Genomic DNA, 12,661 nt, shown 5'->3' on the forward strand with positions numbered 1-12,661 from the left:
ATTTTATCAGAAGGTATCCTTTTTTACTTACTAAAATTTTCGATTTTATAAAAAAGTTGCATCTTCCAACTACCGTTGGAAGATGCAACTTTTTATTGTTTATCTGAGTTTTGTCCCAGCCTCTTTTATTTTTTAAAAAATGTAACCTATTCTAAATCACCTCGTCTACTATATATATACAATTAAATAGGAGAATAGAGGGAACGATATGTGTGGATTTATCGGAATGGTTCGAAATAATGGAACAAGTATAACAGTAGAAGAAAATAAAGAATTTTTTAATCAAGCTAATTCTTTAATACAACATAGAGGTCCAGATGATGAAGGATACTACCATGATGACTATATATCATTTGGTTTTAGTCGTCTAAGCATTATTGATATTGATAATGGACATCAACCTTTTACTTACGATAATGATAGGTATTGTATGGTCTACAATGGTGAAATTTACAATTATGTAGAACTACGTAATCAGTTAATTGAAAAAGGCTATACTTTTCAGACAGACTCGGATACAGAAGTCGTCATTGCTATGTTTTCCACTTATCGTGAAGAAGCATTTCAATACTTTAGGGGTATGTTTGCGTTATTAATTTGGGATAAGCAAGTAGAAACATTGTATGGTGTTAGAGATCCATTTGGAATTAAACCATTGTATTATACAAATACAAACGAAGGAACTTTTTTTGCTTCAGAGAAGAAAAGCCTAACATATTATAATGATCAGGAAGAAGTTGATCCAGAAGCCTTGCAACATTATCTTAGTTTTCAATTTGTGCCTGAGCCCTTATCGATGACGAAAGATATTTATAAAGTAGAACCTGGGCATTATTTTATTAAAAAGCCAAATGAACAAATGCGTTCTTATTGTTATTGGAAAGCTAATTTCCAACCAGTAAGTATGGAACGATCAGAATGGATTGAGCGTATTCAGAATACAATGATTGATGCAGTTGGTGTGCATATGCGCAGTGACGTTCCTGTAGGATCCTTTTTATCTGGTGGAATTGATTCTTCACTAATAGTTGGGATTGCTAAACAGTTCAACCCAAACATTAAAACGTTCTCAGTAGGTTTTGAACAAGCAGGTTATTCAGAAGTTGATCTGGCAAAGGAAACAGCGGATAAACTAAATGTAGAGAATATTTCATACATGATTACACCTGAAGAATATGTTAGTAATTTGCCGAAAATTATTTGGCATATGGATGATCCACTAGCAGATCCAGCATGTGTACCGCTATATTTTGTTGCAAGAGAAGCACGTAAACATGTCAAGGTTGTTCTATCTGGTGAGGGCGCCGATGAGTTATTTGGTGGATATAATATTTATAGGGAACCAAAAGCACTAAAAGGCTTTGAATATCTTCCTAATACAATCAATCGATTACTAAATCAATTGGCAGGTATATTACCAGAAGGAGTACGTGGGAAAAGTTATTTGGAAAGAGGAACAATACCATTAGAAGAGCGCTATATAGGAAATGCAAAAATGTTTGAAAATAATCAAAAAAGTGTATTGTTACAAAATTATAATCCGAATAGTACGTATCAACAAATAACAGCCCCCTTGTATGATGATGTAAGAGGACAAGATCCTGTTAATCAAATGCAATATATTGATATTCAAACCTGGTTGCGCGGTGATATATTATTAAAAGCAGATCGGATGACGATGGCAAATTCGTTAGAACTTCGCGTACCATTTCTAGATAAGAAAGTTTTTAAAGTGGCGAGCGAACTACCTGTAGATCTTAAGATTGCAAATGGTACAACAAAACAGATATTACGCGTTGCGTCAAGAGGGTTTGTACCTGATGATGTATTAAACCGCAAAAAGCTTGGATTCCCAGTACCAATTCGTCATTGGTTAAAAAATCAATTAAATGATTGGGCAAAAACGTTAATAAAAGATAGCCAAACAGATCATCTACTAAAGAAAGATTATGTATTACAGTTACTAGAAGATCATTGTTTAGGAAAAGCGGATTATAGTAGAAAAATTTGGACTGTACTCATTTTTATGCTGTGGCACCAAATCTATGTTGAAGGAAAGTATGACGTAGAAAAATTTCAAGAAGGTACTAAAAATAAAAGCAAGCTTATTACGGTAGAATCGTAATAGCTTGCCTTCCCATTTGTATCCATGCTTCTTCAAAAGAGGTAATGGATACTTTTCTTTTTGTTGCATTTAGTGGATCATTAAAATAGATATACTCTTGATCATAACCAGTAACCAAAACGGAATGTTCTCGCATCGTAATAGTAACAGGACCTTGAGGTGTCTCCCATTTTTGAAACGCATTAGGAGCTAATTTTTCAAACGTTGCATTTGTAATGACCCAAACAGGCTGTCCTTGACTTATATAATAAAGAATTTGATCAAACAATGAACCACTAAAATCATGAACACTGTCTTTAAGATATGTTTTTGCTAAATCCGCAATGGGTTTATGATATACGCCATAACCAGGATTAGACAAATCATACATATCACCAACAAATCCTTGATTAGGGTTACCAAAATAAATCTGTTGTTTTGTTTCTTTGTATGGTGTTGAGTCTTTTCTTATTTTATTCGCTAATTCCATTTTATCTACATCAATACCAGCATAGTTTAAAAGCATTGCTAAGCTTGTGACTTCGCATCCGCGCGGTAACTGTGGATATTGACCTATGACTGGCACCTCGATTTGAAATGCTTCATGATTAAACTCATTTTCTACTATAGGCTCTACAATCAAGCTTTCTTTTTCATGAGCGTAGGTTCTTGAAGTGGTATGTAGTTCTAACCAAGTAGTTAGCTCGAGTTTATTTGTATTAAATAACATAAAAACAAGTGTAATACTGCATAATCCGAATAAAATACCATAAATTCGAAAAGCATAAAAGTGAATCTGAGAACGTGTTTGTTTTGCATAATAGACCAACAATACTGTTAAACTTAAACTTATAATAAGAAGAACAACAAACAGCATAATAATTTTCTCCTTCAAATAAAGCGTACGTATACTGTTAGTATCGTCAAACTTTATCAATATATTTAAAAAAATTAAGAATTTTGTCTAAGACTGAAAATATAGGGTAAAAATTGATGATATAATGTAAAAAACGCAGCTAAGAAATTTAGATTGTTGCTTTTCGGAAAAACTCTAAACTGTGGCGTAACGTGCTTGATACCCGCTGCGTCAGCAAAGGCTTTGCTAGTTAATGGCTAGGTGGAGCTTAGCCTTGGATGTTTCGTGCGATGTATCGCTGTCTGTCGAAGTTTTCCTTGTCCAACGGGAACAGCGGGAGTTGAAGCTGTGCATAAGAAAACGTGACATAGCAGGTAAGAAAGCTTCAATAAGTCGCAGTTTCAGTTTCCATCAACTGTGTAACATACTCGCTACGGAAGCAAATGGATTCCCTTTCTGTGGGCACAGCACGGGCTGAAGATCCACTCGGAAAGCGGTCTTTGCTTATCCGAGTTAGCTGAAGCCGTGCCCACGGAAAGCGAGCCCATTTTACTTGTGGAGCGAAGCGGTAATAAAGTCAGTCTAACTCCGTCGCAATTTCTATCTACTACAATGTTTAAAAGTAACTATGAAATGAGTTTAAGAAATAAAGAAATGAGGAGTGGCAAAATGGGTTATCATATTCCGCGGTCAGCACCATTTTTAATGCGCTCGGTCTTCAGAAAGATTTTTCCTAAGGTAAACGAGGAGTTAACATATTGGAAAGAAAGAGCGGAGCGTATTCCTAATGCAGAATTACGTGAGCAAGCATTAGCAAGCATTAGTGCTAAGAAGTTCCATTGTCAAGGTGGTAGTGTTTATAGCATTTTAGCAGGATCAAATTGGAATGAATCCGTTCGTTTTATTGTTGCTTATCAAACAATTAGTGATTACTTAGATAATTTATGTGATCGCAGTACATCATTAGATCCGGTTGATTTTCGCATGTTACATCAAGCAATGGCAGATGCTTTAACACCAGATAGTGAAGTGAAAAATTACTATTGTCATCGTGAAGATCAAAACGATGACGATTATCTAATTGATTTAGTAAAGACATGTCAGAATTCATTGCGTGTATTACCACAATATCCACTCATGAAAGATTACCTTTTACAGTTGGAACAGCTATATAGCGACTTACAAGTACATAAACATGTCAAAAAAGAAGAACGTATTCCTAGGTTAGAAAACTGGTTTAAAACGTTTAAGGAGATGTCACCATCATTAAGTTGGTATGAATTCTCAGCTTCAAGTGGGTCCACATTAGGAATATTCTGTATGGTTTCTTATGCCATGAATGAAGAGATGGATGAAGTATTAGCAAAAAAAATATTTGATAGCTATTTTCCTTTCATGCAGGGGCTACACATTTTGTTGGATTATTACATTGATCAACAAGAAGATTTGGAGGAAGGTGACTTAAACTTTTGTAATTACTACGAAGACGAGTCGCATTTAAAAGATCGCTTAATATATTTCATTCGTCAGACAAATAAAAGTGTCCAGTTATTACCGCATCACCATTTTCACGAAATGATTCACAATGGTCTAGTTGGGTTGTATTTAGCAGATCCTAAAGTGAAACAACTGAAGAACGGAAAAGAAATTACTAAATTACTTTTACAGGCAAGTGGTATGAGATCAGCTTTTTTTCATTTAAATATAAAAGTATATAATCGATTCAAAAACAAACCACAAGAAGTATGACGCTACTTCTGTGCAGTTTGTTTTTTTTCGATGGCAAGAATAAAAGGAGGGTTATTTTTTTGATTAACAAATCCATACTGTAATACTTGAAAATACTTTTGATCATAATTGGATAAATGATCTAGTAAGGCGTCCTTCTCATCATTACCACCCTCGTGGCCATAATACACAACACAGACAATGATTCCCTCAGGTTTAAGATAATGAATCAGTTTATCTATTGCTGTAATAGTATGTGTTGGTTTTGTGATGACTTGTTTGTCACTCCCAGGTAAATAACCAAGATTAAAAATTGCCCCAGCTAACTTACCTACTAATTCTTTTGGTAAATAGTTGTCTGCATGTTCATGGCCATCATGAATTAAAGTAACATTTGAGATCTTATCTTTTTCTAATTTTTTCTTTGTTTGTGCAATCGCCTGTGACTGAATATCGAAAGCATAGACCTGACCAGTTGGTCCTGTTGCTTGACTGAGCATAACTGTGTCATTACCATTTCCGCAGGTGGCATCCACAACGCTCTCTCCAGGTTGAATTGCATGACGAATTAATTCATGTCCATATGATAAAACGCGTTTGATCATATGATCGCCTTGGTTTGCTGGTCATAGAATTTGCCTTGCCAAGTGTTTCGCTTTACTAATTCGGCATCAATTGCGTTTAAAACTTCCCATTTATTCATACTCCACATCGGGCCAATCAATAATTCTGGGGGGCCGTCTCCGGTGATACGATGTATAATCATCTCTTCGGGTAACATTTCTAACTGATCAACAACAAGCTTGACATAATCTTCTCTATTCAAAAATTTAAGTTGACCTTTTTCATATTGTTTCACCATAGGTGTTCCCTTTAATAAGTGCATCAGATGAATCTTAATGCCCTGCACATCCATTTGACTAACAGCTTTTGCGGTTTCTAGCATCATTTCATACGTTTCGCCAGGTAAACCATTAATAATATGGGTACAAATACGAATGTTATGTTTACGTAATTTTGCAACACCCTCTAAATAAGCTTCCATATCATGTGCACGATTGATTAAGTCAGATGTTTTCTGATGAATAGTTTGCATACCTAATTCCACCCACAAATAGGTACGTTCATTTAATTCAGCTAAATATTCGACGACATCTTCTGGTAAACAATCTGGACGAGTCGCGATAGATAGACCGACAACACCATCTTGTTTTAAAATGACTTCGAACTTTTCACGTAGTTCTTCTACTGGTGCGTGGGTATTAGTATAGGCTTGGAAATACCCTAAGTATTTTGCGTCTTTCCATTTATCGTGCATCTTTTCCTTGATTTCATTAAATTGTGTTTCTAAATCATCTACACGATCTCCAGCGAAGTCACCACTTCCAGCGGCAGAACAAAATGTACATCCACCATGCGCTACAGTACCATCGCGATTTGGACAATCAAATCCTCCATCAAGAGGCACTTTAAATATCTTTTCACCAAAAGTGTTTTTCAAATGATAATTCCATGCATGATAACGTTTCTGATCAAATGAATAGGGAAACGGGTTTTGCAAAATAAAAACTCCTTTGTGTTGGTACAATAATGAATATCATTTCTTATTGTAGCATGAAGTGATATTTTGGGTCACGGCATGTCCTAACTTTTGTATTATTTAATAGTGTTTCGAACACAATAATCAGGAGGTGATGGTATGGCAACAAGACAGTCGATGGATGATTTAATAGCAAAAGCAGCAGAAAAACTCGAAGAAGCAAAACAGCAATTAGATAAGGCGAATCGAAATGGTTATCGGATTGACAATGAGTATGCCGAAGCCCAAATAGAGCTATCGAATATGGATACAGAGATTGAAAAAATGATGTTAAGTGCTAATCATCAACAAAAAGAGCAATTACATCGAATCCATCTCCAAGTTACAGATTATTGGAACGATATGATTCTTGATGAGAATGATTTACACAACTAAAAAATAAACCCTTTCTCATAGAAAGGGTTTATTTTTTTTGTTTTCTACCGATATAACTTAGTACGAAATTTTATCGTGTAGGGGGAAAAGTAATGCGCAACAAGAATTTTTTTAGTATGTTAGCACTGGTAATAGTTGGTTTAATCGTATTATTGGGATGTCAACAACAAGAGGAAACAGATGCGAGTACTGGTAAAATAAAAATTGGAATTATGCTATCAGATGTAGGGTTAGGTGACCAATCATTTAGTGATTTAGCTTTTAATGGTTTAGTTCAAGCAAGGGATGAGTTAGGTGTCGTTTTTGATTACCGTGAAATTGAAACTACAGAAACTTATGAACAAGGTTTGCGTGAGTTAGTAGCGCAAGATAATGATTTGATTATTGGACTAGGATACATGGTACAAGAGGATTTAGAATTAGTTGCAGAGGAGTACCCAGAACAACAATTTATTTTAATTGATTCTGTGTCGGAACTCGAAAATGTAACATCTGTCACATTTAAAGTTGACCAAGCTAGTTATTTAGCAGGTATCGTGTCTGCACATACAACAGAAACTGATCATATTGGTTTTATAGGCGGAGAAGATGTTCCGTTAATTCAAAACTTTTATAATGGATTTGAAGCTGGTGCAAAATCAGTCAATCCAGATATTGTAATAGATAAAGCTTATGCTGGTACATATGGTGATGATAAGCTAGGGGCAAGTTTAGCAAAAGAAATGATTGATCAAGATGCGGATGTCCTTTTTGCTGCAGCAGGTTTTACTGGTGTTGGTGTATTAAAAGAAGCACAAAATCAAGAGGTTTACGCTGTTGGAGTGGATACTGATCAATTCTTTCATGCGGAAGGTTCAGTCATAACGTCTGTAATGAAAAATATTGACCGTGCAATTTATCAATTAGCAGAGCAATTAGTAAACGGAGAAACAATCGAACAAGGCACACTTGAATTCGGGCTTAGTAATGAAGGTGTTGGTCTAGCACCTTTACGTATCGCTGAATTTCCAGAAAACATACAGGCAGAAATTGAATCAGCAACAGAAGAGTTAGCACAGCAATAGGAGGGGTATTATGTCGATTAAGAAGAAATTACTGATTAATACAATGACAACAGTTGTCTTAGCAACAGCTATTATAGCGTTTATCATTATAAATATGTTACAAATACAATCTTCAAATGAAAATCAAGTTGATGCATTGGTTACTATTGAGAGATTTAAATCAGAAATTCATTCAACACAACAGAATCTAAATAGTTTCTCAACAACACGTTCGAATGCTTTAGCACAAGAAACTACTTACACAATAGAAGAAAGTGAAAGATTAATCGAGCAATTAAATGAACTTGCAATTGATGACCAAATTCAAGAATATATAAATAAAATAACCGATAAATTTGAAAGATGGAAAACACCAACAATTGAGGCTTTAACAGCCAGAGAAAGTAACACAGCTGATAAACAAGCAGCGCGACTAGCGGGGATTGAAAATGATGTTTACATGCTACAACTAAATGCAGAAGAGGATTATCAAAATTCACTAGTTAGCTTAGAACAAAAAGTGCAATTTATCATTATTGCTTCAGTAATTAGTGTTATTATCTTACTTGTGATTGCATTAATTGTATCAAATCGTATAACAGGGCCAATTACGAAAACCCTCAAACGTCTAGCAGAGAATGCAAATGAAGTAGCACAAGGTAATTTAGCAATTGAAGCTATTCGCTACGAAAAGTCAGATGAACTAGGGAGATTAAATCAATCATTCACACAAATGATTGAACAAATTCGTACACTACTATCTTCAATCGGAACAGTCAGTAAAAAGGTGGAAGGATTTGCGATAGACATTGAAAAAGAGAATGGAACTGTAACAGAAATCAATCAACAAGTAGCAGCATCAACCGATGAATTAGCGCAGGGAACACAAACAATTTCATCAGATTTACAGGATGCAGTTACTAAAGTAGAACAAATGGATAGTGCTTTTACTACTAATGTTCAATATACAGAGCAATCTGTTCATTTCGGAAAGGAAGCGATGGACGCAGTTAGAGCTGGATTAGAAGCTATTAATGAGCAACGTGAATTAATAGAAGCTAACGCAAAAACAACTGAAAACATTCAAGCTGCCACACAGTCCTTTATTGATTCTACGAAAAAAATAGAATCGATGGCAAACACCGTATCTGAGATAGCAAAACAAACAAATTTACTGGCGCTTAATGCTGCAATCGAGGCATCACGTGCAGGAGAGGCTGGTAAAGGATTTGCCGTTGTTGCCGATGAAGTTCGAAAATTAGCAGAAGAAACAACGGTTGCGACGACGCAAATATTTGACATGGTAACCTCAATTGAAACCGGAATTGGAGACATTACTACAGCTGTTGATCAGGGTGTTTCAATCGCTGAAAAGGAAAAAGTATCAATGGAAACAACAAATACGTCATTTAGTGCGATTGATGAAAAGGTAAAAGCTATTACTGATAAATTAAAGGAATTACTCAAAGGAATTGAACACTCAAAAGGATTAGGAAGTAATGTCCTGGAAAATGTGGAAAGTATAAGTGCAGTAGTAGAACAAACAGCTTCTGGAAATGAAGAAATAGCTGCTTCTACACAAGAACAGTTAGGCGCTTTCAGGAATGTTGTCGAAAAAGTAACAGAATTACGTGCGTTAACTGATGAATTAAATGGAAATGTTGAAGAATTTACGTTATAATAGTTTTTATATATTAGTATGATCAGTGTGAGTATAGGAAAACTTGACAAATTGTAACGGTTTTTTTAAAATACGAATACAATAAGTAGAATGACAATGATAAGGGCTAGTAATGAAGGGAAAACAAGTGAAAGAGAGATAACGGTTGGTGAAAGTTATTCTTGTCCTTCATGAACTCACCTTGGATGTTGCAGTAATGAAATAGAGTAGTTGCTGCCGTACTCTGCGTTAAAGAAGTAAAGTGGACGTTTTACTAGTTATAGAAGTAAACGTTAATCTTGGGTGGTACCGCGGGAAATAAACTCTCGTCCTAGTTTTGGGATGAGAGTTTTTCTATACGACAGAACATAGGTTCTTACATAGGTTTTTGTAAAAAGAAAGAGGAGGTAAGGTGGAAGATGACATTTGACCATAAAGTAGTAGAAACAAAATGGCGAAATTACTGGTTAGATAATAAAACGTTTAAAACTAACACTAAAACAGATAAAGAAAAATTTTATGTGTTGGATATGTTTCCATATCCCTCAGGTGCTGGTTTACATGTAGGGCATCCAGAAGGTTATACGGCAACAGATATTATAGCTAGAATGAAGCGGATGCAAGGGTTTGAAGTGCTACATCCAATGGGTTGGGACGCATTTGGGTTACCAGCTGAACAGTATGCATTAGACACGGGAAATGATCCAGCTGAATTCACGAAACATAATATAGATACTTTTCGTCGTCAAATCCAAGAGTTAGGTTTTTCATACGATTGGGAACGAGAAATTAACACGACAGATCCAAATTATTATAAATGGACACAATGGATCTTTTTACAGTTATTTAATAAGGGCCTAGCTTACGTTGATGAAGTAGCAGTTAACTGGTGTCCTGCACTTGGAACAGTACTTGCAAATGAAGAAATAGTTGACGGGAAAAGTGAACGTGGTGGACATCCAGTAGAACGTAAGCCGATGAAACAATGGATGTTAAAAATAACTGCTTATGCTGATCGCCTACTAGAAGATTTAGAAGAGTTAGATTGGCCAGAGAGTATTAAAGACATGCAACGAAATTGGATCGGAAGGTCAGAGGGTGCTGAAGTTACTTTTAGTATCGCTGATTTCGAAGAGGAATTTAATGTCTTTACAACGAGACCAGATACATTATTTGGTGCAACTTATGCCGTTTTAGCGCCGGAACATCCATTAGTAAATAAAATTGTATCTACTGAGCAAAAATCTGCAGTCGATAGCTATATAAATCAAGTTAAATTGAAAAGTGATTTAGAACGTACAGATTTGGCAAAAGATAAAACAGGTGTATTTACTGGTGCTTATGCGATTAATCCAATTAACGGAAAAAGACTCCCGATTTGGGTCGCGGATTATGTGTTAATGACATACGGATTTGGTGCAATTATGGCCGTGCCTGCACATGATGAACGTGACTATGAGTTTGCTGTTAAATTTGATTTATCGATTGTCCCAGTTGTCGAAGGTGGAAATGTTCAAGAAGAAGCATTTGTTGGAGATGGTCCACATATTAATTCGGATTTTCTTAATGGTTTAAACAAAGTAGATGGTATAACGAAAGCAATTGAATGGCTTGAAGATAACAAAAAAGGTGAGAAAAAAGTAACGTATCGCCTACGTGATTGGTTATTTAGTCGACAACGTTATTGGGGTGAACCGATTCCGATTATTCATTGGGAAGATGGTACGACCACTGGTGTACCTGAAGAAGAATTACCTCTAGTACTTCCAAAGACAACAGAAATAAAGCCTTCAGGAACAGGTGAGTCACCATTAGCAAACATTGCTGATTGGGTACATGTTGAAGATCTAGAAACAGGAATGAAAGGTCGTCGTGAAACGAATACGATGCCCCAATGGGCAGGTAGTTGCTGGTATTTCTTACGCTTTATTGATCCAGATAACACAGAGAAACTGGCGGATTTTGACACGCTGAAAAAATGGTTGCCAGTTGATGTTTATATTGGTGGTGCCGAACACGCAGTTTTACATCTGTTATATGCTCGCTTTTGGCATAAATTCCTTTATGATATTGGTGTCGTACCAACAAAAGAGCCATTTATGAAATTATATAATCAAGGAATGATCCTTGGTGATAATAATGAAAAGATGAGTAAATCAAAAGGTAATGTCGTAAACCCTGATGATATTATAGAAAGTCATGGAGCAGATACGCTTCGCCTGTACGAAATGTTTATGGGGCCATTAGATGCCTCAATTGCTTGGTCAACTAATGGTTTAGAAGGTTCGCGTCGTTTCTTAGATCGCGTTTGGCGTTTGTTTATTGCAGACGAAGAAACTACATTATCTAATAAAATAATAGAAAATGTAAAAAATGATTCACTTGAAAAGGTTTATCATGAAACGGTCAAAAAGGTCACAGAGAATTTTGAGGATCTTCGATATAACACAGGAATCTCACAAATGATGGTATTCATTAATGAAGCATACAAAGCCGAAGAAATTCAAAAGAATTATGCAGAAGGCTTTGTTAAGTTGTTATCACCAGTAGCACCACACTTAGCAGAAGAGCTATGGAGTAAACTGGGTAATGAAGAATCAATTGCTTATCAATCGTGGCCAGCATTTGATGAATCTAAACTTGTAGAGAGCGAAGTAGAAATTGTTATTCAAATAATGGGTAAGGTAAGAGCAAAAATGTTTATTGATAAAGATGCAACGAAAGAAGAACTAGAAAAGAAAGCTTTGGCTAATGAATCTATTCAAGAGCGTTTAGAAGGTGTTACAGTTCGAAAAGTTATTGCTGTACCTGGCAAACTTGTTAATATTGTAGCTAATTAAAAGTTCTTGTAGCTAGTTCTAACTAGAGTATTTATGAGAGAGGTATTTGAATGTGCGTATGAGCCATTCAAATACCTTTTTATGTTGTTTAATATTACTGTTGACTTTTTTGTGTTTAACCTGTATTATTAATCTCGCTGTCACAGTTCATTTATATTAATTTTTAGCAATAAATGGTTATTGACAAACGGCAGTATTGATGATAATATTTAGTTGTTGTCGCAAAGAACTGGGCAATTTAATTGATCTTTGAAAACTGAACGAAACACACAGTATGTTAAGTAAGTAGAAACAACAAGCTAGTTAAGTATTTGAGCAGCAAGCTCGTATTTTATGGAGAGTTTGATCTTGGCTCAGGACGAACGCTGGCGGCGTGCCTAATACATGCAAGTCGAGCGCATGAAATAAGTGAATCCCTTCGGGGTGAAACTTATGGATTGAGCGGCGGACGGGTG

9 protein-coding genes, 1 rRNA gene and 1 other annotated feature are annotated in these 12,661 nt (G+C 35.7%); of the genes, 7 read left to right on the top strand and 3 right to left on the bottom strand.

The genetic code is table 11. The features are described 5' to 3' along the window. The first annotated feature begins 208 nt into the window (after positions 1–208). The gene (asnB, locus tag D2K62_RS18250; RefSeq protein WP_117161865.1) at positions 209–2,125 is read left to right on the top strand and encodes an asparagine synthase (glutamine-hydrolyzing); all 1,917 of its coding nucleotides are present in this window, start codon (positions 209–211) and stop codon (positions 2,123–2,125) included. Here the strand turns inward: asnB and D2K62_RS18255 are convergent. Beyond that, complete coding sequence (locus tag D2K62_RS18255; RefSeq protein WP_112181691.1) at positions 2,109–2,981, bottom strand: C39 family peptidase; 873 nt, start codon at positions 2,979–2,981, stop codon at positions 2,109–2,111. The two genes, asnB and D2K62_RS18255, sit on opposite strands and share 17 nt — an antisense overlap. A 648-nt stretch (positions 2,982–3,629) precedes the next feature. On the opposite strand from D2K62_RS18255, the gene D2K62_RS18260 reads away from it, so the two are divergent. Beyond that, on the top strand, positions 3,630–4,709 hold the full coding sequence (locus tag D2K62_RS18260; protein ID WP_117161866.1) for a tetraprenyl-beta-curcumene synthase family protein: 1,080 nt from the start codon (positions 3,630–3,632) through the stop codon (positions 4,707–4,709). 2 nt (positions 4,710–4,711) lie between these two features. On the opposite strand, the gene mnmM is transcribed toward D2K62_RS18260, so the two are convergent. Together mnmM and mnmL are read right to left on the bottom strand one after the other, a co-directional pair. Next, positions 4,712–5,293, bottom strand: coding sequence for a tRNA 5-(aminomethyl)-2-thiouridylate-methyltransferase MnmM (gene mnmM, locus D2K62_RS18265; RefSeq protein WP_112181689.1), 582 nt, complete (start codon positions 5,291–5,293; stop codon positions 4,712–4,714). Next, a complete protein-coding gene (gene mnmL / locus D2K62_RS18270; protein WP_112181688.1) occupies positions 5,290–6,249 on the bottom strand; it encodes a tRNA modification radical SAM protein MnmL/YtqA in 960 nt (319 codons plus the stop codon). The genes mnmM and mnmL overlap by 4 nt, the downstream gene beginning before the upstream one ends. A 138-nt stretch (positions 6,250–6,387) precedes the next feature. Here mnmL and D2K62_RS18275 point away from each other — a divergent pair, with 138 nt between their 5' ends. The 5 genes from D2K62_RS18275 to D2K62_RS18295 all read left to right on the top strand — a co-directional run. Further along, positions 6,388–6,663 carry a DUF2524 family protein gene (locus D2K62_RS18275; RefSeq protein WP_112181687.1) on the top strand — a complete coding sequence of 92 codons (276 nt, stop codon included), beginning with the start codon at positions 6,388–6,390 and terminating at the stop codon, positions 6,661–6,663. Positions 6,664–6,755: 92 nt separating this feature from the next. Then, positions 6,756–7,727, top strand: a complete 972-nt coding sequence (locus tag D2K62_RS18280; RefSeq protein WP_232824334.1) for a BMP family lipoprotein — start codon at positions 6,756–6,758, stop codon at positions 7,725–7,727. A 10-nt stretch (positions 7,728–7,737) separates the two neighbouring features. Continuing rightward, on the top strand, positions 7,738–9,387 hold the full coding sequence (locus D2K62_RS18285) for a methyl-accepting chemotaxis protein (RefSeq protein WP_117161867.1): 1,650 nt from the start codon (positions 7,738–7,740) through the stop codon (positions 9,385–9,387). A gap of 87 nt (positions 9,388–9,474) precedes the next feature. After that, positions 9,475–9,703, top strand: a binding site (T-box leader). An 82-nt stretch (positions 9,704–9,785) separates the two neighbouring features. Next, positions 9,786–12,206, top strand: a complete 2,421-nt coding sequence (gene leuS / locus D2K62_RS18290; protein ID WP_112181685.1) for a leucine--tRNA ligase — start codon at positions 9,786–9,788, stop codon at positions 12,204–12,206. A 330-nt stretch (positions 12,207–12,536) separates the two neighbouring features. Then, positions 12,537–12,661, top strand: a 16S ribosomal RNA gene (locus D2K62_RS18295); the annotation flags it as partial.

The organism is Paraliobacillus sp. X-1268 (assembly GCF_003426095.1).
GTDB lineage: Bacteria > Bacillota > Bacilli > Bacillales > Amphibacillaceae > Paraliobacillus_A > Paraliobacillus_A zengyii.

Bases quoted from the DNA above. Each gene is read 5' to 3' on its own strand.
- D2K62_RS18260 (WP_117161866.1), top strand. From the start codon at position 3,630: ATGGGTTATCATATTCCGCGGTCAGCACCATTTTTAATGCGCTCGGTC.
- mnmM (WP_112181689.1), bottom strand. From the start codon at position 5,293: ATGATCAAACGCGTTTTATCATATGGACATGAATTAATTCGTCATGCA.
- D2K62_RS18285 (WP_117161867.1), top strand. From the start codon at position 7,738: ATGTCGATTAAGAAGAAATTACTGATTAATACAATGACAACAGTTGTC.
- D2K62_RS18255 (WP_112181691.1), bottom strand. From the start codon at position 2,981: ATGCTGTTTGTTGTTCTTCTTATTATAAGTTTAAGTTTAACAGTATTG.
- leuS (WP_112181685.1), top strand. From the start codon at position 9,786: ATGACATTTGACCATAAAGTAGTAGAAACAAAATGGCGAAATTACTGG.
- D2K62_RS18280 (WP_232824334.1), top strand. From the start codon at position 6,756: ATGCGCAACAAGAATTTTTTTAGTATGTTAGCACTGGTAATAGTTGGT.
- D2K62_RS18275 (WP_112181687.1), top strand. From the start codon at position 6,388: ATGGCAACAAGACAGTCGATGGATGATTTAATAGCAAAAGCAGCAGAA.
- asnB (WP_117161865.1), top strand. From the start codon at position 209: ATGTGTGGATTTATCGGAATGGTTCGAAATAATGGAACAAGTATAACA.